Source organism: Lactobacillus gasseri ATCC 33323 = JCM 1131, assembly GCF_000014425.1.
Taxonomy (GTDB): domain Bacteria; phylum Bacillota; class Bacilli; order Lactobacillales; family Lactobacillaceae; genus Lactobacillus; species Lactobacillus gasseri.
Genome location: NC_008530.1, coordinates 1518992 through 1541564, shown reverse-complemented (window position 1 = coordinate 1541564; position 22573 = coordinate 1518992). Strand labels below are relative to the sequence as shown.

General features: G+C 34.1%; 22 protein-coding genes and 4 tRNA genes. 21 read left to right on the top strand and 5 right to left on the bottom strand.

What is annotated here, in order from left to right:
• The first annotated feature begins 14 nt into the window (after positions 1–14).
• The 4 genes from LGAS_RS07635 to LGAS_RS07620 all read left to right on the top strand — a co-directional run bounded on the left by LGAS_RS07635 (position 15) and on the right by LGAS_RS07620 (position 2648).
• Positions 15–872, top strand: coding sequence for an aldo/keto reductase (locus LGAS_RS07635; RefSeq protein WP_003646822.1), 858 nt, complete (start codon positions 15–17; stop codon positions 870–872).
• A gap of 100 nt (positions 873–972) precedes the next feature.
• A tRNA-Thr gene (locus tag LGAS_RS07630) sits at positions 973–1045 on the top strand.
• A gap of 147 nt (positions 1046–1192) precedes the next feature.
• The gene (locus LGAS_RS07625) at positions 1193–2107 is read left to right on the top strand and encodes an Rpn family recombination-promoting nuclease/putative transposase (RefSeq protein ID WP_003646823.1); all 915 of its coding nucleotides are present in this window, start codon (positions 1193–1195) and stop codon (positions 2105–2107) included.
• A gap of 19 nt (positions 2108–2126) precedes the next feature.
• Positions 2127–2648, top strand: a complete 522-nt coding sequence (locus LGAS_RS07620; protein ID WP_003646824.1) for a GNAT family N-acetyltransferase — start codon at positions 2127–2129, stop codon at positions 2646–2648.
• Positions 2649–2700: 52 nt separating this feature from the next.
• Here the strand turns inward: LGAS_RS07620 and psiE are convergent, their stop codons facing one another.
• Entirely contained in the window at positions 2701–3105 is a 405-nt protein-coding gene (gene psiE, locus LGAS_RS07615) for a phosphate-starvation-inducible protein PsiE (protein WP_003646825.1), read from the bottom strand.
• A gap of 143 nt (positions 3106–3248) precedes the next feature.
• Here psiE and LGAS_RS07610 point away from each other — a divergent pair, with 143 nt between their 5' ends.
• The 5 genes from LGAS_RS07610 to LGAS_RS07590 all read left to right on the top strand — a co-directional run bounded on the left by LGAS_RS07610 (position 3249) and on the right by LGAS_RS07590 (position 6762).
• Complete coding sequence (locus LGAS_RS07610) at positions 3249–3971, top strand: putative ABC transporter permease (protein ID WP_003653784.1); 723 nt, start codon at positions 3249–3251, stop codon at positions 3969–3971.
• A gap of 229 nt (positions 3972–4200) precedes the next feature.
• Positions 4201–4980, top strand: a complete 780-nt coding sequence (gene apf, locus LGAS_RS07605) for an aggregation-promoting factor (protein ID WP_003646826.1) — start codon at positions 4201–4203, stop codon at positions 4978–4980.
• A 224-nt stretch (positions 4981–5204) separates the two neighbouring features.
• Positions 5205–6128, top strand: a complete 924-nt coding sequence (gene apf / locus LGAS_RS07600; RefSeq protein ID WP_003656826.1) for an aggregation-promoting factor — start codon at positions 5205–5207, stop codon at positions 6126–6128.
• A 184-nt stretch (positions 6129–6312) separates the two neighbouring features.
• A tRNA-Gln gene (locus LGAS_RS07595) sits at positions 6313–6384 on the top strand.
• Between the two features lie 57 nt (positions 6385–6441).
• Positions 6442–6762 carry a DUF898 family protein gene (locus tag LGAS_RS07590; RefSeq protein ID WP_003646828.1) on the top strand — a complete coding sequence of 107 codons (321 nt, stop codon included), beginning with the start codon at positions 6442–6444 and terminating at the stop codon, positions 6760–6762.
• 36 nt (positions 6763–6798) lie between these two features.
• On the opposite strand, the gene LGAS_RS07585 is transcribed toward LGAS_RS07590, so the two are convergent.
• Positions 6799–7794, bottom strand: coding sequence for a Gfo/Idh/MocA family protein (locus LGAS_RS07585; protein WP_003646829.1), 996 nt, complete (start codon positions 7792–7794; stop codon positions 6799–6801).
• Between the two features lie 163 nt (positions 7795–7957).
• A complete protein-coding gene (locus LGAS_RS09715; protein WP_230577969.1) occupies positions 7958–8167 on the bottom strand; it encodes a ribose 5-phosphate isomerase in 210 nt (69 codons plus the stop codon).
• 197 nt (positions 8168–8364) lie between these two features.
• On the opposite strand from LGAS_RS09715, the gene LGAS_RS07580 reads away from it, so the two are divergent.
• From LGAS_RS07580 to LGAS_RS07565, 4 genes are all read left to right on the top strand, one after another.
• Entirely contained in the window at positions 8365–9204 is an 840-nt protein-coding gene (locus tag LGAS_RS07580; protein WP_003646831.1) for a MurR/RpiR family transcriptional regulator, read from the top strand.
• Positions 9205–9275: 71 nt separating this feature from the next.
• Positions 9276–10184 (top strand): L-lactate dehydrogenase, encoded by a 909-nt coding sequence (locus LGAS_RS07575; RefSeq protein ID WP_003646832.1) that lies wholly within the window; start codon positions 9276–9278, stop codon positions 10182–10184.
• Between the two features lie 96 nt (positions 10185–10280).
• Positions 10281–10362, top strand: a tRNA-Tyr gene (locus LGAS_RS07570).
• A 54-nt stretch (positions 10363–10416) separates the two neighbouring features.
• A tRNA-Gln gene (locus LGAS_RS07565) sits at positions 10417–10488 on the top strand.
• A gap of 70 nt (positions 10489–10558) precedes the next feature.
• Here LGAS_RS07565 and LGAS_RS07560 read toward each other — a convergent pair.
• Positions 10559–10861 carry a rhodanese-like domain-containing protein gene (locus tag LGAS_RS07560; protein WP_003652862.1) on the bottom strand — a complete coding sequence of 101 codons (303 nt, stop codon included), beginning with the start codon at positions 10859–10861 and terminating at the stop codon, positions 10559–10561.
• A gap of 92 nt (positions 10862–10953) precedes the next feature.
• Between LGAS_RS07560 and LGAS_RS07555 the strand changes: the two genes are divergently transcribed.
• Both LGAS_RS07555 and LGAS_RS07550 read left to right on the top strand, forming a co-directional pair.
• Positions 10954–12075, top strand: a complete 1122-nt coding sequence (locus LGAS_RS07555; protein ID WP_003652860.1) for a hypothetical protein — start codon at positions 10954–10956, stop codon at positions 12073–12075.
• Positions 12076–12129: 54 nt separating this feature from the next.
• Positions 12130–12831 (top strand): GntR family transcriptional regulator, encoded by a 702-nt coding sequence (locus tag LGAS_RS07550; protein WP_003646835.1) that lies wholly within the window; start codon positions 12130–12132, stop codon positions 12829–12831.
• A 49-nt stretch (positions 12832–12880) separates the two neighbouring features.
• On the opposite strand, the gene tagD is transcribed toward LGAS_RS07550, so the two are convergent.
• Complete coding sequence (gene tagD / locus LGAS_RS07545; RefSeq protein ID WP_003646836.1) at positions 12881–13267, bottom strand: glycerol-3-phosphate cytidylyltransferase; 387 nt, start codon at positions 13265–13267, stop codon at positions 12881–12883.
• A 143-nt stretch (positions 13268–13410) separates the two neighbouring features.
• On the opposite strand from tagD, the gene LGAS_RS07540 reads away from it, so the two are divergent.
• The 6 genes from LGAS_RS07540 to LGAS_RS07515 all read left to right on the top strand — a co-directional run bounded on the left by LGAS_RS07540 (position 13411) and on the right by LGAS_RS07515 (position 22513).
• Positions 13411–14139, top strand: a complete 729-nt coding sequence (locus LGAS_RS07540; protein WP_025012225.1) for a WecB/TagA/CpsF family glycosyltransferase — start codon at positions 13411–13413, stop codon at positions 14137–14139.
• 19 nt (positions 14140–14158) lie between these two features.
• Positions 14159–15259 carry a glycosyltransferase gene (locus LGAS_RS07535; RefSeq protein WP_003646839.1) on the top strand — a complete coding sequence of 367 codons (1101 nt, stop codon included), beginning with the start codon at positions 14159–14161 and terminating at the stop codon, positions 15257–15259.
• Positions 15259–17241: a glycosyltransferase family 2 protein gene (locus LGAS_RS07530; protein ID WP_003653794.1), complete on the top strand. Its 1983-nt coding sequence runs from the start codon at positions 15259–15261 to the stop codon at positions 17239–17241. Before LGAS_RS07535 ends, LGAS_RS07530 begins: the two co-directional genes overlap by 1 nt.
• Positions 17242–17357: 116 nt before the next feature.
• Entirely contained in the window at positions 17358–18830 is a 1473-nt protein-coding gene (locus LGAS_RS07525; RefSeq protein ID WP_003646840.1) for a nicotinate phosphoribosyltransferase, read from the top strand.
• Between the two features lies 1 nt (position 18831).
• A complete protein-coding gene (nadE, locus tag LGAS_RS07520) occupies positions 18832–19665 on the top strand; it encodes an ammonia-dependent NAD(+) synthetase (protein WP_003652856.1) in 834 nt (277 codons plus the stop codon).
• A gap of 172 nt (positions 19666–19837) precedes the next feature.
• A complete protein-coding gene (locus LGAS_RS07515; protein ID WP_003646842.1) occupies positions 19838–22513 on the top strand; it encodes a calcium-translocating P-type ATPase, PMCA-type in 2676 nt (891 codons plus the stop codon).
• Positions 22514–22573: the final 60 nt, after the last annotated feature.

Genomic DNA, 22573 nt, shown 5'->3' with positions numbered 1-22573 from the left:
AATGGGGTAGATGTATGAATTTTCATTCAATCGAAGATACATATACATTAAATAATGGTGTAGAAATTCCAATTATTGGATTTGGAACTTGGCAAACACCCGATGGAGATATTGCAAAGCATGCAGTTGAAGTAGCACTTAATGCAGGCTATCGGCATATTGATACAGCAGCAGCTTATGGCAATGAAAAAAGCGTTGGTCAAGCAATAAAAAAGAGCGGAATAAATCGCCATGACTTATTTATTACAACTAAGCTTTGGAATGCAGATCATGGCTATCAGTCAACTAAAGCGGCAATTGATAGAAGTTTGCAAAATTTAAAGGTTGATTATTTAGACTTGTACCTAATTCATTGGCCTAATCCCGTTGCCATGCGCGATCACTGGGCTGAAGCAAATGCTGAAAGCTGGCGAGCAATGGAAGAAGCCGTACAAGCTGGAAAAATTAGGGCAATTGGAGTTTCTAATTTTAGAAAACGTCATTTGGATGAACTTCTTAAAACAGCTGAAATAAAGCCTGTGGTTAATCAAATCATGCTTAATCCAAGCGATTTACAATCAGATGTAGTTAAGGTTAATAATAAACTGGGATTACTTAGTGAAGCATATAGTCCTTTAGGTACTGGTGGATTATTAGGTAATGAAACTGTTAAGGAAATAGCTAGTGAAGTAGGAAAATCTCCAGCTCAAGTTTTAATTCGCTGGTCTTTAGAACATGGATTTTTACCACTGCCTAAATCAGTTCATGATAAGTATATTCAAGCTAATGTTGAAGTGTTTGATTTTAACTTGAATTCTGAACAGATGAATAAATTAGATAGTTTACATGGAGTTAGTGGATTAGCTACTGATCCAGATACAGCTAACTTTTAATTGGAAGTCGGAGTAGAATACTACTTCGATTTTTTATTTGCAAAAATTTGTTGATACTTTACAGAGAAAGAAAATCTTTGTTATAATTCTAATGTTAATTGCTGAATTAGCTCAGTTGGTAGAGCGCTTCCCTCGTAAAGAAGAGGTCGCCAGTTCGATTCTGGCATTCAGCACTCAGGGTATTAACTAAAGAAGCCTTTCAAAGAGTTCCGTAGAACTTGCTTTGAAAGGCTTTTTTTTACACATTTTTAACATAATGAAAAAATTCGGCATTTTTTCGCGTAATAACTAATAGAACAAAAGTATGAAAGAGGTGCCGAATGAAAAATATGCACAAAAAACCATGGTTCGGTTTTACAGAAGACAAGGTGTTTGGCGAAGTAATGTCAAATAAAGAATTTTGCAAGCATGTTTTGCAAGGAATCTTGCCAGAGTTAGCTATTGAAGACATCTATTTTCCACATAAGCAAGAAGAAATAAATGATCCTGAACACTATAGTCAAAAAGATGTGCGCTTAGATATTTTAGTTGAGGATTATAATCATAATCTTTATAACATTGGAGTTCAGACTACTAATACTGATGATATTGCTAGACGAATGCGCTATTATGCTGCAAAAGCAGATCAAAGATATACTTTGAAGAAGGGCAGTACATATCGAAGCTTGAAGAATGTATATATAATTTTTCTTTGCACATTTACACAAACTGAAAAAACACCAATTAGAAATAAATATTTAACTATAAATTCCAATGATCAAACAGATGTATTGCAGGATGGATTAACCAAAATTATAATTAATTCAAATGGAATTCCAAATGGTGACGAAACGAAAACTTTGCTTAATTTGGTGAAATTGATGAAGAATTTACCTGTTTCTGGTGATACATATTTTGATATAGCACAAAATAGAATTAAAGAAATTAATAGTGATGAGAAGTGGAGGGATATGATTATGGATTATGAAACTAAATTGCTAGAGCGAGAACAAGATGCAGAAGAAAAAGGTTTAAAGCGCGGCATTGAAAAAGGTATTCAACAAGGTATTGAACAAGGAATCCTACAAGGTAAAAAAGAAGGCAAGGAAAAAGAAAGAATTACAGGAATTAAAAAGTTAATCGGAGCTTTAAAAGATTTTGGTGGAACTGATCAACAAATTTTGGAGCGACTAGAGCAAGACTATGGGGATAGTTTCTCTAAAGAACAATTGGAGGAGTTTCTGAGAGAAGGTTAATAATAGAAAAGGAAAAATAATGTCTTTAATTTATACTCGCTTTGCTGCTAATACAGATTTACCTGATATTATGCATATTATTAATGAAGCTAAATCTTTCTTAAAACAGAGTGGAAGTAGTCAGTGGCAAGGAAATTATCCTACTGAAGAAACTATTGAAACTGACATAAAGAATAAATATGGGTTAGTTTTAATAGTAAATAATCAAATTGCAGGTTATGCAGCAAGCATAGTTGGTGAAGAGCCAACATATCAAAAAATTGATGGTGCTTGGAAAAATAAGATTGATCCTTATGCTACTTTTCATCGCTTAGCGATTAGTAGTAAATATCGAGGAATGCACCTGGCTAGTTTTATGTTTTCAGATTTAATTTCAATTATGGCTAGCCAGAAAATCAGAAATTTTAGAATTGATACTTCACGAAAAAACGAAATTATGCAACATTTAGCTGTAAAACATAATTTTATTGAACGTGGAATTATTCAAGTTGATGAAGATCCCAAAGATCCAAGTCGGTTAGCATATGAATTGAATATTTAATAAAGTTAGAAAAGGGGCATCAATGTTTTTATCGCATTGATGCCCTTTGTTGCTATAATTTTATGTGTTTATTCAAAATAACAATTCCAATTATTAACAATAAAATTGCAACTGCATGAATTAAAATTTGCATTGGTTCTCCATGAGCAGTAATTAAGTTCCTTAATAGAGCAGTGATCCCTAAACTCATTAAAAAATTTAAACTAGTATGTCCCATATGTTTTAAGGCGGCAACAACCATTACAGAAAATTCAAAGAATAAGAAGAAAGTAACGATTTCGTCTAAAATTTTGGTCGGTATGTTAGTCAAATTTTTCATAAACATCATTTGACCAATTATAAATAATTGACTGAACATTAGGATAGTAATAAGTGTACCTAGAAATCCTAGTGCAAGAATGATAAAAAAGCGAAGAAAGTTAGCATATTTACTAGCTGTTTTATTGAGTTTCTTCATTATATATACCTTTCTAATTGTAGCTAAGAATATTTTGGCGCTTTTTAATAAGTTTTTCCAGAGGTCTTTTAAACCGTAGTTTGGCTAAAATCATGATATCTTTAATATAGAGGAATTATTTAAATATTTATGAGGTATTAAAAATGCCATTTACTTTTTCTGAAGTTGTTGTGCTATTTTTTACATATTCTGTAATTGGCTGGATTTGGGAAACTATATATTGTTCAATTAAAGATCATCATTATGATTATCGAGGTTTTCTATTTGGACCATACTGTCCCGTATATGGCTTTGCTGTAACAACAATTTTAATCTGTACGTATCGAATTCAAAATAACCTTTTTCTTCTATATATAGTAGGAGTAATTGTAGCTACTATTTTTGAATATTGTGCTAGCGTGTTCTTACAGTATGTGTTTCATATGAAGTTATGGGACTATTCGCACCTATGGGGAAATATTCAAGGAAGGGTCGCACCAATCATCTCTTTATTTTGGGGATTAGGGGTTGTTTTCTTAGTAAAAATAGTTCAACCCTTCATTCAGAAAATTATTAATTGGGAAGAAGCAAAAACACATGGTTATTTAGCCTTAATGATACTTTTAGTCATGGGAACTGATTTTATTCTCACTATTATCAGTGTAGAGAAACTTCATCTTAGTACTAAACATTGGGATGAACGGTTAAATGCACAGCTAAAGGTAGATGAGAACAAGCTTAATGATCGTTTTGATAAACTACTAGAATCATTTTCATGGAATCAAAAAAGGTTGTTAACTAGCTTTCCTCATCTTAAATTTACAGATGCAAGGCACTTTAATGAAGCTAAACGTAGACTAATAAGCAGAAGAGAAAATAGGAGCTAGAGTTCTTAGCTCCTATTTTTTTGCCCTTTTTTGCTACAGAACGATTACAACGTTACATTGTTGTAATTTAAGAGGCAAATATTACAGCAATGTTACAAGTTGAAATATATCTTTAATTTTACAGGAACTATTCTGCAATATTGGGCATGTATTATATATGCTGTAAATTGAAATTGACGAAACAAATAATTCAAATCGAATTTATCAAGGAGAGAATTTAATTTTGAATATGCTTAACAATAATTTGAAATCTACTTTAACTAAAACTGCTGCAGCTGCTGCTCTTACTTTAGCAGGTGCTGCGATTGTAAATAATACTCAAAATACTGTAAAGGCTGCAGAAGTTACTGTTGGTCAACAAGAAAAGGTTGTTACAATTAATTACCTTCCACATAAGAGTATTGCAGTTTGGAATTCATATGGTCCTAATAAACAAATGACTGGACAATATTTACCACATGCAACTGCTTGGAAAGTTATCAAAGCTGCATATGATGATGCTGGTAACAAGTGGTATGATCTTGGTGCAAACCAATGGGTAATGGCTAAATATACTCGTCTAGGTAAAGATACTGTTGATCCTAACGTTGCTTCAGAATTGTTTACTTCACAAGCAAGCTCATACAATACTGTTGCACAAACTCAAACTACTCAAGGTTCATATTCTGCACCTAAGACTTCAGTAGGCTCATACTCTTCAGCACAAAATACTCAAACTCAACAAGCTCCAGTACAAAAAGCACAACCTGCACAATCACAATCAAGCTACACTTCAAACGTATCTGGTTCTGAAGCAGCAGCTAAGGCATGGATTGCAGGCCGTGAATCAGGTGGTTCATACTCAGCAAGAAATGGTCAATACATTGGTAAATATCAATTATCAGCATCATACCTTGGTGGAGACTACTCAGCAGCAAACCAAGAACGTGTAGCAGATAACTACGTAAAATCACGTTACGGTTCATGGAGTAATGCTCAAAGCTTCTGGCAAGCAAATGGCTGGTACTAAAATTAGCTAAATAATTAATAAAGAGACATCAGTTGATGTCTCTTTTATTTTTGAAGAAATATTACAAGAAAGCGCCCTTAAATTACAAATATTACACAGTATGTAATATAAGGCTGTTTTATTTAATAATGTAGTAGCATTTATGTTATAGTTTTGAAATTTTAGGGCTGTATTATATAACTTGTAAATTAAATGACTGACAAATACGAAAGGAAGAATTTCTCTTGAAATTTCAATCTATCTTAACTAAGTCACTTGCAGCTGCTGCCCTTACCGCAACTGGTTTGGTAGCTTTAAATTCACAAAATACTAATGACGCACAAGCTGCTACTATTGTTCAAAATGATACTAATGTTGTAACTATTAATAATGCAAATTCTACTGTTGCCGTTTGGGATGGCGTTGAAAATGCTCACTTTACTGGCAAGGAATTAGTACATGGTACTACTTGGAAAGTTATCAGAACTGCTTATGATGCTATGGGTAATAAGTGGTACGATCTTGGTGCAAACCAATGGATCATGGCTAAGTACACTGTAGAAGGTGGAAATACTGCTACTGCTAGTGTTGCTACTCAAGCACCAGTACAAACTGCTACTGCTGTACAACAAGCACAAACTACTCAAAGTGCACCAGTACAACAACCAGCAAAACAAGTTACTCCAGCTGCTTCACAAAATGTTCAAGCACAAGCTTCAACTCAAACTAAGCAAGCTCCTGTACAACACCAAGTACAAACTCAAGCACCAGTACAACATCAAACTGTTGCACAAGCACCTAAGACTAACTACAACTACAATGTACAACGTACTTACTCAGCTCCAGTACAACGAAGAACTTACAGCTACGCTCCAGCACAAAAACAAACTACTCAAGTAGCACAAAAGACCCAATCAACTACTAGCTACACTTCAAACGCATCTGGCTCTGAAGCTGCAGCTAAGGCTTGGATTGCAGGACGTGAATCAGGCGGTTCATACTCAGCAAGAAATGGTCAATACATTGGTAAATACCAATTATCAGCATCATATCTTGGTGGAGACTACTCAGCAGCAAACCAAGAACGTGTAGCAGATAACTACGTAAAATCACGTTACGGTTCATGGACTGGTGCTCAAAAGTTCTGGCAAACTAACGGTTGGTACTAATATCAACTGAATTAATAATTAGGAAGATCACCTTTTTGGTGGTCTTTTTTATTTGAAATTATTTGAAGATAATAATGTTTATTTTGATAATTTTGTTGACAGCTTTTACTATTTATAATATGATATTAAGCGTTGAGTGATTAAGTTCATTCAAATAGAGCCAACAAGTAAAAGGCTTGAAGGATGGGTTATAGCCAAGTGGTAAGGCAATGGTTTTTGGTACCATCATGCGCTGGTTCGAATCCAGCTAACCCAATAGTTTTGCCAGGTTTTTACCTGGCTTTTTTTGTACTTAGAAATGAGGCTTATTCTGATGGAAACAAGACATGGTCGTAATTCATTTTTTGATGGTGGGCTGCTATCTTTCATTGGCTGGCACCTATTAGGAACAATTATTACAGTTTGTACTTTCGGTATTTGTTATCCTTGGGCGGTGTGCATGATTTATGGATGGGAGATCAATCATACTGTAATCGAAGGACATCGGATGAAATTTATCGGAAGTGCATTTGGTTTATTTGGCAATTGGATAAAGTGGCTTCTGTTAACGATTATTACTCTTGGTATTTATGGCTTTTGGGTTGGAATAAAGATTAGAGACTGGAAAGCTAAAAATACAATTTTCATTAGTTAATAAAAAGACTAGGAATTTTTTCCTAGTCTTTATGTTTTATATACGATTATTTTCGTCAAAAGGATATTTCATTCCCCATGAAGTACGGACACTAGTCAAAATATGGGCTACATCTCGTGAAATAGCTAGTTCACCATCATCGTGTCCTTGGGATATATAACGTTCCATGTCTTTGATTTCATATTCAAGAGCTTCAGAAGTACTTCCAGCATTTATTGTTTCATGACGTTCTTCATGGGCACTAGCTGTATAAGTAATTTGTGCTTCTGTTGCACGCGGATAATTTGAGATCTCAATATAACCTTTAGTTCCAGAAATTACACCACGCTTTGGTTGTTTAGCTCGCATTGAAAGAGCCATGACTGCCATCTCATCTTTAGTATTCTTAAGAATGATTCCTGATTGTTCATCAACACCAGTTTCAAAAAATTTTACTGTGGTAAGAATACTTTCAGGTTGCTTTGATAAAAACATTCTGGCAAATGCAGTAGCGTATCCACCAATATCAAGCAAAGCTCCACCTGCTAAATCTTTATTAAAAAAGCGATTATTAGGATCATAATCTTTTAAACTACCAAAGTTAACTTGGACCAGCTTAATTTGACCAAGCTTACCATCTCTAATCAATTTTTTAACTTTTTGATAAATAGGCATATGATAAAGCGTAAATCCTTCAGATAGAATCAAATGCTTATCTTTGGCTAATTTTTCAACTTCATCAAATTGGTCTGCATTGACCGTAATAGCCTTTTCACAGAAAACATGTTTGCCAGCCTTTAAGGCTTTTTTGATATAGTCATAATGAAAAGTATGTGGTGTAGCAATATAAATGATATCGATATTTGGATCTTGAATCATTTCATCTGGATTAGTGAATAAATGTTTGATGTTCTTTTCAGCTGCAAACTTTTTTAAACTAATTTCATTCGGGTTAGCAGCTGCATATACTTCGCCTTTAACTGTTTGAAGAGCATCTGCCATTTCATGTGCAATCCAACCGGTACCAATAATTCCCCAATTATATTTTGTCATTTTAATTATCCTTTCTTTATTTCAATTGCTTTATTGTTGCTTTCAGTGATAATGCTCGTAACAAGGTTTTTAAAATAAGAACTACTTACAACGCCATTTTGTTTTAGAAGAAAATCATTTAATTGTTCAATGTCTAACCAAGAATTGCTAGGATAAATATCAATTAAAAGTTGCCCAATGGCGAATGAGCAAATGATGCTACTGACTGGTCTAGACGAACCTTAGCGGTATATTCTTGAGGTATTTTAGTCATTAAATTATTTAAACAATTTGGAATGATTTCAATACATAAGGAAACAGTAGGATTAAGCATCTCTTTAAAACGCTCTTTTGGTAATAATAAAACATATTCTTTTGCATTTTCAGCGGCTATTTTTTCAAAAAGATAGATTCCACACCACTTTACTAATTATTGACATGAAAAACCCTTGTTAATTATTTTCAACTGATAAATTGTATGAAAATTATTTACATAGCAAATGATAATATTAAAAATAATTTTAGTCAAATAATAATGTGTGAAAATAATTTTACAATCATGCTATAATTTTTATGAAATGAGGTAAAACTGTGGAAAATATTATTGATAAAATTTATGCACAAATGAGTAGTATGTCAACTTCTGATCAAAAGGTAGGCAGAACAATTCTCAAGAATCCAGCAGTAGTTATCAACATTACAATTTCTCAATTAGCTAAAAGAGCGAATGTAAGTGATGCGTCTATTACAAGATTTTGCCGTAATTTATCCTTATCTGGTTTTCACGAGCTAAAGATTTTATTAGCACAATGTATTGGGCAAAAAGAGAGTGAATCATTAAAAAAACTCCCCAAAGATGATATGCAAGCTGCGTTAGGAGAGATAGAAAAGAATAAAGTTGGTGAAATTCACGCTACTTTAAGTCAAATTCCAACCGAAAAATTAGAAAAAATTCTTTCTATTATTGAAGCAAGCAGAGTTATCCAGATTAGTGCAGAAGGTGATACTTATCCAGTAGCTGCCGATGCTGTCTACAAATTTAATCAAATCGGTTTATTATCATTTGCTTCTGGTGGAAATGTTGAAACAGCTGATGCTCAAACAATGAACTTAGGCAGGAAAGATTGTCTAATCGTTATTTCAAATTCTGGGGAATCAGCAGCTTTATTAAAGGAAATAAAGTTAGCCCATAAAAACAAGCTAAAAGTCATTAGTATCACTAATAATCCTGCTTCTCCAATTGCTTTAGCAAGTGACTATCACTTAAAGACTGGTGTTAGACAAACAATTTTGCAAAATCAATATTATTTTTCTCGTGTAGCAGCTTTTACAATTATTGAAGCTTTATTTTTATTGCTTATAAAAAGAAATGAGAAGCGAATTGAGAACATTAAGCAGCATGAAAAAATTGTTTCTAGTCAAAAAATCTAAAAACAATTTAAAACTTGCTTTAAGTGGATTATCCTTAAGGTGTAAGAATTTTATAGAAAGCGGGAATTATAATGAGAAATGTAGCCGTAATTGGAATGGGACACGTTGGTGCAACAGTCGCATTCACTTTGTTTACTCATGGAATTGTTGATAATTTATATTTATTAGATAAAAATCAAGCTAAGGCAGAAGCTGAATACAATGATTTACGTGATACTTTAGCTAGAAATGATTATCATGTTAATGTTTTTTTAGGCGATTACAGCGATTTAAAGAATATAGATATTATCATAACTTCTTTTGGTGATATTGCCGCAACAGTTAAAACTGGGGATAGATTTGGTGAATTTGAAATTAATGCTAAAAATGCTAAAGAAGTCGGAGCAAAAATTAAAGAATCAGGCTTCAATGGCGTTTTAATTAATATTTCAAACCCATGTGATGCTATTTCAACTATTTTGCAAGAAACGACTGGCCTATCAAGAAATCAAGTGTTTGGCACAGGGACTTTCTTAGATACAGCTAGAATGCAAAGAATTGTTGGTGAAGAACTAAACGAAGACCCAAGAAATGTTGCTGGCTTTGTTTTAGGTGAACATGGGGCATCTCAATTTACTGCTTGGTCAACGGTATCAATTAATGGCAAGTCCGCTAAAGAATTGTTTACAAAGGAACAAGAAGAAAAATTGAGCGCACAGCCTAATAAGAACTCAATGAAAGTTGCCTTTGGTAAAGGTTATACTTCCTATGCAATCGCTACATGCGGAGTGCGTTTAATTCAGGCTGTCTTTAGCGATGCACGCTTATTTGCCCCAGCTTCGGTTTACTTAGATGAAGTTGGAACGTATATTGGTTATCCAGCAATTATTGGTAAAAATGGAGTAGAAAAAGTTATTCCTTTAGAGTTGACTAGTGAAGAAGATGAAAAACTAAAAGAATCAGCTGGAATTATTAAAAAGCATATTGCTCAATTAAAATAGAAAATTAGAAAATAAAAAGTTGGAAAAATTCCAACTTTTTTATTTTTTTACTTGCTTTTTGCTAGGTGGTTCGTTATTATAATTAAGTAACGTTTCGGAGGCCTAGCGAAGTGGCTAAACGCGGCGGTCTGTAAAACCGCTCTCTCTGAGTTCGGTGGTTCGAATCCACTGGCCTCCATTGCTGGATTATTCCAGCTGGTTGCATTGAACAACAAGTAAAAGTTCAATCAAATGGGTTATAGCCAAGTGGTAAGGCAATGGTTTTTGGTACCATCATGCGCTGGTTCGAATCCAGCTAACCCAATCGTTCGAAAGAACACCCAACCCGAAAAAAAGGTCATCATTTGATGACCTTTTTTGTTATATTATATTTTTTAAGTTAAACTCTGAACTTTACCTTTCCAATTAAGGATGCCACCATTAATATTAATTAGGTTTTTATAACCCTTAGCTTTTAAGGTTTGACAAGCATAATGAGAAAGGTCTCCAGACCGACAAATGAAATAGTAGGTCTCGTTTTTGGGATCATTGAAGTATTTTAATTCTTCAAAGGGAAGATTATGACTATCAGGAATATGCCCTGATGCAAATTCAATTGGTGTTCGTAAATCATATAAATTAATTGTAGAATCTTTTGCTAGAATTTCTGCTAATTGATTTGTAGTAATGTTAATCATAGTTACCTCCATTAACAATTATATTTAAGCTAAAAAAATTGAAATTTGAAGGAATAATGTGTGAAATTTATGTGTAGAAAGGATTGGCCGATATGACACGTCTTGTTAAAGTTAGTGGTCGCGGAGATGGGACTGATTGGAAAAGCGCATTAAAAGACTTACAGCCTGATGATGTATTATTGCTTGCACCGGGTTTTTATGAGCTAAATCAAGGCTTAGCAGTAAACAATATTACTATCAAGGGAACAGGTAGTACACCAGAAGAAACTGTAATTAGTGGCTTTTTCGTACTTGATAGTGATTGTAGCTTTTTTACATTAGAAAATATTTGCCTTCAAACTAAATCTGACCATAATACTATTTATATTGAAGACGATGCAGATACTTATCTGACTTTGCGTAATGCCAATCTTTATGGTGATGAAAATGATATGGCTGCAATTGCTGTAAATGGTAAGTGCACCCTTGAGCTATTTTCAAGTAGAATTTTAAATTCTAGCGTTTCTTTATTTGCTCAAGCTGATTTTAGATTGACCATGACTGATTCTTTAATTGATTATGATTCTAAAGATTACGCGGCTTTAGGCATTCAAGGAAAAGGAACGGCAATTATTTCTAATAGCGTGATTCACGGTAATTTAAGTACTTATCCTGACTCAAATGCAGAAGTTGATTTGAATAATACTTCGATTTCTTATGGGTTGATTCATGGGCAGACTTGGGTAAATATGCTTAATTCGACTGTTGAAAAAAATGATGATTCTAGCTTTTACATTTCTGATGATTCTTGGGTGAATATATTACAATCTGAATTTAAAGGCGGAGTTTTTATTGATAAGAATACCAGAACTTTAATTCAAAATAGTAAAATAGATCGTCTAATTGCTTGTGACAATGCTAAAATTACGCTAAATAATTCAAGTATTGTGAGCCATGCGGATTTTCAGGATAAGGCAAGCGCTGATGCGACTAGAGTTGCTTTTTCTGGGAGAGATGATTTCGAATACTTTTTAGCTTTAAATGGGCAAGCGAGTTTAGGTGGCCGAGATTTAATTATTAATCCTAATGGTAGCACGCTGGCAGTTCAAGATGATGCTAAGATCAAGTTGAATATTGTTTCAAGTAGTAGCAAAGACTTAGAAGTTGAATGTAATAGTCGCCCTAATGTAAATATTTTAGGAATGCGCTGGGAAGCAAAGAAGAACAATGACTAATTTGCTACTTTAAGCTAAAATAAACTTGATAGGATAATGAAGTGAGGGTTTATCATGCAAGAACCAATGTATATTAAGATTCACAACCAAATAAAGCGTGATATTGAAAATAAAAAATATAAAGTTGGAGAACGAATCCCTGCTGAACGGCAATTAGCGTTGAAGTTTAACGTTTCTAGAATGACATTACGTCAAGCAATTAAAACCTTGGAAGATGAAGGTATTTTAGAAAGACGCTTAGGGAGCGGAACCTATGTGTCTAGTCAAAAAGTGCAAGAAAAAATGTCTGGAATTATGAGTTTTACTGATATAACTCGTGCTAATGGTCAAGTTCCTTCTAGTAAATTACTATCTTACCGCGTCACTAAGCCTTCTTTATCTGAAAAAGAAAAGTTAAAGATTAAGGATACGGATAATGTTTTAAGAATGGAACGTGTTCGTTTTGCGGATAATGTGCCAATTTGTTATGAAGTAGCTACAATTCCTTACAAGTTAGTTTCACGTTTTTCTAAAGATGAGATTTCAAGTAGTTTATACCAAACTCTTGAAAAAAACGGTGGTTATAAGATTGGTAGCGTAGTTGAAAATATTGGTGCATCTGTTGCTAATGAAAATGAAGCACGCTTATTATCAGTGAAAAAGGGTGAACCATTAGTAACGAGACGGCAAGTTACAGAACTTAACGATCATTATCCTTTTGAATATGTTCGTGCATCTTATGTAGCTGAAAGATTTGAGTTTACTTTTGAAAAATAAAAATGCATAGTACAGTTAAATTTGATTTATTGACTGTACTATGCATTTTTTACTTTAAGTCTTCTTTGATTTGGGTAGTAGAAATTCCAGGTGTTCTTTCAAGATATTTTACTTTACAGTAGGGCTTTAGAAAGTCAAATTTTCCTTCCCAATCATTCCCCATTACGAAAGTATCAATATCATACTTTTGGACATCGCTGATTTTTTGATCCCAATTTTCTTCAGGAATAACTTGGTCAACATATCGAATTGCTTCAAGAATATATTTTCTTTCGGCATAATTATTGTATGCTTGCTTGTGCTTGCTAAACTCATTAAATTCGTCTGTTGATAGTCCAACTATTAGGTAGTCTCCTAATGCACGCGCTCTTTTTAGAAGACGGATATGACCGTAATGCAAAAGATCAAAGGTACCATAGGTAATAATTTTTTTCATAATCAATACTCCCTTATAATAGTTACTATTCTAGCAGAAGTAGAGAAAAGTGAAACTTTTATGTTTAAAAAAGTTTGTAGTACTTTTTTGTTAAAATGGTAAGTAAAGATAGATTTCGATTAGAAATGGTTAAAAAACAGAGCATGAATAAAGTTAGTATTTTAGGAATAGAATTTGATAATTATTCGTTAGAAGAATTTAAAGATAGATTAATTAACCGCTTAAATAATAAGGTATCGACTATGGTGGTAACAGCTAATCCTGAAATTGTAATGGCTGCAAATAAAGATCCTAAATTTATGGAACTTATCAAAAGGGATGCTGATTTAGTTACAGCTGATGGAATTGGAATTGTTTTGGGCGGGAAAATGCTTAAAACCCCAGTCAAGGAACGTGTAACAGGCTATGATTTGTTTACTTGGCTTTTGCATGTGGGAAATTTAAGAAAACTTCGTGTCTATTTAATTGGTGCAACGCCTGCGGTAATGAAAGTTACTAAGGAAAAAATTGCTAAAGATTATCCTGGAATCGAATTAGTTGGAGCTGAAGATGGCTATTTTAAGGATGATCTCCAAACCGTTGCTAACAGAATTGAAAATGCAAAGCCTGATATGGTTTTTGCAGCAATTGGTTTTCCTAGACAAGAGGAGCTAATTTCTTTATTACGGCAAGCAGAAGTGCCAGCAGTTATGATGGGAGTAGGCGGAAGTTTTGATGTCTTTTCTGGTGCGGTTAAACGAGCTCCAGAGGTATTTCAAAAGACTCATCTTGAATGGTTTTATCGCCTGATTACCAATCCAACGCGTTTTAAACGGATGCTGGCCTTACCAGAATTTGTAGTTGAAGTAGAAAAGTCTAAAAAGCAAAAATAATAGGAAGAATATAAATTAAATGAAAGTTTTACATATTAATGCCGGACTGGAAAAGGGCGGTGGCCTATTTCATATTGTTAATTTATTAACAGAAGCTAATCAAGAAGATGCTGATTTTGAACTGTTGACCTTAGCAGATGGTCCGGTGGCCAAAGCTGCTAAAAAAGCAGGCATTAAGACAACGATTCTAGGTGCCCAAAGTCGTTATGATTTAACTGTTTTAAAAAGACTCGCTAAATTCATTAATAATGGCAACTTTGATATCGTTCATACTCATGGTGCGCGAGCTAATTTATTTGTTTCGATGATTAAGAAGCAAATTAAGGCCAAGTGGATTATCACAGTTCACTCTGATCCTTTAAAAGATTTTGAAGGACGCGGAATGGTTGGAAATATTTTTACTAAGCTAAATATTATGGCCTTAAAAAAGGCTGATGGTATTTTTGCGATTACGCAGAATTTTTCTGACCTTTTAGTTGAAAAGGTAGGCATCCCGAAAACTAAAATTTGTGTAATCTATAATGGGATCTTTTTCCATGACAATAAAGAATTACCTAAAAAATATGCTCATCCTTATTTCAATATAATTAATGTTGGAAGGACGGAAAAAGTTAAGGGGCAAGATTTACTTTTAAAAGCTATTAAAAAGATTGATGATAAAAATGTTCGCTTACATATTGCTGGTGATGGAAGCGAATTTAATAATTTAAGAGCACTTGCCCGAGATTTAGGAATTAGTTCGCAGGTAACTTTTCATGGCTTTTTGAACCAGAAAGAGATTAGCAAACTATATCAAAAAATGGATCTGGCAGTTTTAACATCTTATTCAGAAAGTTTCCCTCTGGTACTACTTGAAGCTAGCGATAATCTAGTGCCAATTATGTCAACTGATGTAGGCGACATTGAAAAGATGATTCCTAGTGAAAAATACGGATTTGTTGCTAAAATTGGAAATTTAGATGATATCAGTGAAAAGCTAAAGCAAGCAATTTCAAGTAGTCGAGAAGATCTTGAAGAGATGGCAAAAAAAGAAAAGCTGTATTTGATGCGTGCTTTTTCAATGAGGAATCAGTTAGTGGCAATTGAAAATTATTACAAATTTATCTTGGGTGAAAAATAGTGGAAAATTATCATAAAAGTAGTCTGCTAGCAATTTTAATTGGAATTCTACCGCTAATTTTTGAACTAAGTAGCAATATTTGGCATGGCGATAATGGCTTTTTTATAATTAGTGCGGCATATGGTTTAATCCTGCTTTTGTTAACTTTATCAATTGAAATTGAAGATTTAGATCAGTGGTTTGCAGAGAAGGCTTTGAGCTATTTATCAGTTTTTCTAACTTTGACAGCGATTTTGAACAAGATTGAAATTTTATCTTTTACTGAAGTAGGATCGCTATACCGTTTAGCTATAATTGCCTATATGGGAACCTTGTATTTCTTAGATAGGCATTTTAATACCAAAAATTTAGTCTTACTTTTTTTAAATTTAAATATTTTAGCTCAATTATCAATTAGGTCTGGAACAATCTTAATTTTAATTGTTGCTGTTTTAACTTTTATTTTCTATGTAATTAGAGTGATAGTTACTTTTAGCGAGCAATTAAGACCTTTCTTATTATGTGTTTATTTAATTGTTTTGCTCGTTTCGCTAGTTTGGTACACACCTGAGTTTACTGACTTTGTCTTTAAAAATCTTTCCTGGAATATTGAAGCAATTTCTTTATTATTAGAAATTCTTGGAGCAATTGTCTACATAAAAATTAAAAGTCATTTAAACGTAAACAGCCATTTAATTTTAGGGACTTTATTATTTTTAATCATTAATGAAGGTAGTTTGATTATTACTGAATCAAATGTAATTAATACTAGCTATTTAGTTTTAGTCTTGATAATAGATTTATGTATAGTTAACGTATTCGGTAACATTGAACTAGATAGAAATAAGCGAAAAATTTCAGTTATTATTCCAGCTCACAATAGTGCTAAGACAATTGTTGAGGCTTTAGAATCAATCAGGAATCAGACATACCGTGATTGGGAGATAATCTTAATTAATGATGGTTCAAGTGATGAAACGGAAACAATTGTTAAACGGTATTTAGAAAATACACCTTTACCGCTTAAGTATCATAAACAAAAGCAACATAATTATTTGCATGCGATTAAATATGGAACAAAATTTGTGGAAGGTTCAATAATTTTTGTTCTAGATGCTGATAAAGTCTTATTTAATCGGAATGTCTTTTATCGTGCAGCTAGTACACTTTACGGTGAAAAATGCGATGGAGTGTTTGTTGGAATTCGAGCAATGTATCAACGCTTAAAAGATGGTAAATTGCACTTAATTAGACCGTATTATCGTAATCAAATTAGCCTGGTAAAAACAGCGCTCGGCATGGGTGTAAATATTTATACTAATTATGCTTTTTGGCGCCGAGAAGTTTTTGAAACTAGTGTGCGAGAAAACTATTTAGTGAATGGGATGCCATCTTGGTATGATGCTCAAACTAATTTAGGCCTGAGAATGGTCAATGGTAATTTTGTAGGTTTAAAATATCGAGTTGTTAAAAAGAAAAAGACAGCAGATAAGCAATTGAATCAAGATCCGCTTATTAGTTTAGCAGCAGAATTACGCACTCTGCATCACATTACCAGTAAAATCAAAATTCCATTTTATCGTCTTCAAGCTGCTATTTATTATGTATTTAATAAGTGTCATATTGCTTCACTTTGTCCAGTAATTTTTGAGCAGGGCAAGACCCCATTGAAAGAAATTACTCCGTTAATTATTGAAAATAGATTTAAGAATAGCAAGCAACCTTACTTACAAACAATTGTAGATTTTAGTACTAATTATAATTCTGAAAAGAAAATAGAAGTCACAATTCCTAAAGATCTAAAAGTGTATCATGGCGCAGATATTGAAGAATTTACTCAAAAGTTCAAGCAAAATAAATTAGCGCCTTTTTATGGTAATTTAATGAAAATAATTAGTCGGGGAACCAGCCTTTACGTAGCGAACAAGCAAGATCAAGAAAAACTAGCTGAAATTTTAGAATTTTTTACGATTAGAGATTATGTAAAGATTGTGGATAAGTAGGGCAAGAAGTTTATAGAGACATCAATTTTGGTGTCTCTTTTTGATATCTGCGTATCTTTGATTATAATAAGGTACAAGAAAAAAATTATTTATTTAGTAGTGATGAGGGAGACAAAATGTTTTACCCACAAATTGATCAAGACGATTCGTTAATTCTTCATACAGACTTGTATGAAATTAATATGATGTACACCTATTTTAAAAAAGGTATAAGTGAAAGAAATTCAGTATTTGAAGTATTCTTTAGGAAAGAACCTTTTGGTAACGGCTACGCAGTTAATGCTGGTTTAAGCCATGTTATTCAATACTTAAATAACCTCCATTTTAAAGAAAGCGACTTAAAATATCTTAAGGAAACTTGTGGTTATGATGATGAATTTATTGACTATCTACGTAATCTAAAATTAAAACTAACTATTCGTAGTGCTCGAGAAGGTGAATTGGTTTTTGCTAATGAACCAATCATGCAAATTGAAGGACCATTGGCACAAGCTCAATTAGTTGAAACTGCAATTTTGAACATTATTAATTTCCAAACTTTAATTGCGACTAAGGCAGCTAGAATTAAAGTTGCAGTCGGTAATGATGGTTTAATGGAATTTGGTTCACGTCGTGCTCAAGAAACTGATGCAGCCATTTGGGGAACTCGTGCAGCATATATTGGTGGTTTTGATGCTACTAGTAATGTGAGAGCAGGAAAATTATTTGGTATTCCTGTTGCTGGTACTCACGCTCACTCTTTAGTTGAAGCCTTTAATAACGAATACGATGCTTTTAAGGCATATGCGGAAACACACAAAGATTGTGTATTCTTAGTGGATACTTACGATACCTTAAGAAGCGGGGTTCCAACTGCTATTAAAGTTGCTAAAGAAATGGGCGACAAGATTAACTTCCAAGGTGTTCGTATTGACTCAGGGGATATGGCATATATTTCTAAAAAAGTGCGCAAGCAATTAGATGATGCTGGCTTCCCTGATGCAAAGATCTATGCTTCAAATGACCTAGATGAAAAGACTATCCAAAACCTTAAGATGCAAGGTGCAAAAATTGACGTTTGGGGAATTGGTACTAAATTAATTACTGCTTTTGACCAACCGGCTCTAGGTGGTGTATACAAGCTAGTTGCTATTGAAGATAAAGATGGCAATATGCGGGACACTTTGAAAATTTCTTCAAATGCTGAAAAGGTATCTACTCCAGGTAAAAAGCAAGTTTGGAGAATCCAAGCTAATTCTGAAAAGAAAAATGAAGGTGACTGGGTATCACGCTACGATGAAGACCCAAGAAAATTCGATGCTCTTTTCATGTTCCACCCTCAATACACTTACATCAATAAGGTTGTTACAGACTATACAGCTCGTCCTTTGTTACATGAAATTTTCCATGAAGGAAAATTAGTTTATCAAGAACCTACTCTTAAAGAAACGAAAGAATTTGCCGCAAATAACTTGGATGGCTTATGGGATGAATACAAGCGTAGTTTGAACCCACAAGACTACCCAGTCGATTTATCGCAAAAATTATATGACAACAAGGTAAACTTGATTAATGATATTCGTAGCCGAATTGTGAAAAGAGGATATTAGAATGCGTCCATTACAAGAAAAAATTATTGCTTATGAACATGTATTACCAGAAATTGATCCCCAAAAGGAAATTCGTAAATCAATTGATTTTCTAAAAGATTATTTAAAAGAAAACCCATTTTTAAAGAGTTATGTTTTGGGAATTTCCGGTGGTCAAGATTCAACCTTAACTGGTAAGCTTTGCCAAATGGCAATTGAAGAAATGCGTGAAGAGACTGGTGATGATTCTTATCAATTTATCGCTGTTCGTCTTCCTTATGGCGTTCAAGCTGATGCAAGTGACGCTGCGGATGCAATTGCCTTTCAAAAGCCTGATCAGGATCTAATCGTAAATATTAAAGATCCAGTTGATGCTATGGTAAAAGTGGTTGAAGCAACTGGTCAAAAGATTACTGATTTTAATAAGGGAAATATTAAGGCTCGTCAAAGAATGGTTGTGCAATATGCAATTGCTGGTGCAAATAATGGCGCAGTTGTAGGAACTGACCATGCTGCAGAGAATTTCTCTGGTTTTTACACTAAGTACGGCGATGGTGCAGCAGATCTTACTCCTCTTTTCCGTTTAGACAAGCGCCAAGGAAAGGCAATGCTTAAAGAACTTGGTTGTCCAAAGCATTTGTATGAAAAGGCACCTACTGCTGACTTAGAAGAAGAAAAGCCAGATTTACCAGATGAAGTAGCTTTAGGCGTAACTTACAAGGAAGTTGATGACTACCTAGAAGGTAAAGAAGTAAGTGAAAAAGCTGCTGAGCAAATTGAAAAGTTATGGAAGAAGAGTGAGCACAAGCGTCACTTGCCAGTAACTATTTTTGATGATTTTTATAAAAAGAACTAAACTTGTATCGGACTCGTTAGTTTAATATAATAAAACTGCATAAGAGAGTAACGGCAAGTTATTGCGATAAGTTCAACAACCGAGATGGATATCTCTGGACTTATCTTAATTAGTGAGACTTATGACTGATAACTGGTCATAAGTCTTTTTTAGTTATTGGGGGGGATTGGCTTTGAAAGAAAAGTACTATGCTCAAGATATTTCTCAAATAGAGAAAGAATTGAACACATCATTAGATAATGGTTTGACTGATGATGAGGCTAAGAAGCGATTAGCAACTGAAGGTCCTAATTCTTTAGCATCAAAGAAAAAGCGCAGTATGTTCATGCGCTTTATCGATCAATTTAAGGATTTCATGATCATTGTCTTGATTGTAGCTGCAGTCTTGTCAGGAGTTGTAGCTAATGAGTGGACTGATGCAGCAATTATTATGATTGTTGTTTTGTTAAATGCAATTTTAGGCGTGATTCAAGAAGCTAGATCAGAAGCGGCAATTGATGCTTTGAAAGAAATGTCGACGCCGAATGCTCATGTAAGGCGCGGAGGCGCAATTTTAGAAATTCCAAGTACGGACATTGTGCCGGGTGATGTTGTGCTACTTGAAGCAGGAGACGTTGTTCCTGCTGATATGCGTTTAGCTAAGACAGCTAGTTTAAAGGTTGAAGAGTCTGCTTTGACTGGTGAATCAGTTCCGGTTGAAAAAGATAGCGACATCTTAAAAGCTGATGATGTAGCTTTAGGTGACCGCGTTAATATGGCTTATGCCAATACTAATGTAACTTATGGTCGAGCAGAAGGTATTGTAGTTGGAACTGGAATGAAGACTGAAGTCGGTAAAATTGCGACAATGTTAAACAATGCCGATGAAACAGCTACTCCATTAAAGGAAAACTTAAATCAACTTGGTAAGACATTAACCATCATGATTTTAGCAATTTGTGTAATTGTCTTTGTTGTGGGGATGTTTACCAAGCAAGGAAGCGAGCCAACTAATAAGTTAATTATTGACATGTTCTTAGTTGCTGTTTCCTTAGCTGTTGCTGCAATTCCAGAAGGTTTACCGGCAATTGTAACGATTATTTTAGCTCTTGGTACGCAAACGATGGCTAAGCATAGGGCGATTGTTAGAAAGCTACCTGCTGTTGAAACTTTAGGTGCAACAGATATTATTTGTTCTGATAAAACCGGTACTTTAACGCAAAATCAAATGACTGTTGAAAAAGTTTACTATGATGGTGAACTTCATAATGATGAAGAGGCAGTTAAGGTAGATAATCCAGCTATGATGGCCATGATTTTGGCTAACGACACTAAAATTGAAGATGGTGGACGGCTTTTAGGAGATCCAACTGAAACAGCTTTGATTCAATATGCCTTTGATCAAAATGTCAAAGTTGAAGATTTACTTAAGAAAGATAGCCGTGTTCAAGAAGTTCCTTTTGATTCAGAGAGAAAATTAATGTCGACGGTTAACCATTATGGTGATAAATTCTTTGTTGCTGTAAAGGGTGCCCCTGACGAATTATTAAAACGTGTAACTAAGATCGAAAAAAAGGGTCAAGTAACACCAATTTCTGACAGTGAAAAGGAAAACATCTTAGCTTCTAACAAGAATATGGCTGAACAAGCCTTGCGTGTTTTGGGACTGGCTTACAAGGTTGTGGATAAGGCTTATGACGATCCAACTACTAATAACGTTGAGCAAGATTTAATTTTTGCTGGTTTAGTCGGAATGATTGATCCAGAAAGACCAGAGGCTAAAGCCGCTGTCGCAGAAGCCAAGAGCGCTGGTATTAGAACAGTTATGATTACTGGTGACCACCAAATCACTGCTGCTGCAATTGCTTCTCGTTTAGGTATATTAGAAGCAGGTTCAGACAAAGATAAGTCCGTAATTACAGGTGCTGAACTTGATAAGTTGTCAGATGATTATTTTAACAAGCACGTTCAAGACTACAGCGTTTATGCTCGTGTATCTCCTGAAAACAAGGTTAGAATTGTTAAAGCTTGGCAGGCAAATAATAAGATCGTTGCAATGACTGGGGATGGTGTAAATGATGCACCTAGTTTAAAGCAAGCTGACATTGGTATTGGCATGGGAATTACAGGTACTGAAGTATCAAAAGGTGCAGCTGATATGGTATTAGCTGATGATAACTTTGCAACAATTGTTGAAGCAATTAAGCAAGGCCGTAAAGTATTTGCGAATATTCAAAAGGCAATTCTTTACCTAATGAGTTGTAACGTTGGTGAAGTTTTAACAGTCTTCATGATGACAATGCTTGGTTGGGATATTCTAATGCCAGTGCAATTGTTGTGGATTAACTTGGTTACTGATACCTTACCAGCAATTGCCTTGGGTGTTGAACCAGTAGAGCCAGGAATTATGAAGAAGAAGCCGCGTGGTAGAAAATCAAACTTCTTTAGCGGCGGTGTTGCAAGTTCGATTATTTATCAAGGTATTTTAGAAGGTATTTTAGTTTTAGGTGCATATCAGTTTGGTTTACATGTCGGACCTCACGTTGGAAACGCAGCTATGCAACATGCAGATGCTTTAACTATGGCCTTCCTTACTTTAGGCTTAATTCAATTGTTCCATGCCTTTAACTCTAAATTTATTCACAAGTCAATCTTTAGAGGACAAACATTTGAAAATAAGTGGTTCAACGGAGCAATTATTATTTCTGCTTTAGTTATGGCTGCAGTGGAAATTCCGTTTTTAACTAAGATTTTTGATGTGACTGAATTAGATGGGATGCAATGGTTGGTTGTAATTATTGCAGGACTTTTGATGATTATCATTGTTGAAATTGTTAAGTTCTTTGAAAGACGTACTGCTAGAAAATAATAAATATTATCTTCTAAGTGTAAATAAAAAATATGTATGTAAAAATGTAGCTAGTTTAAA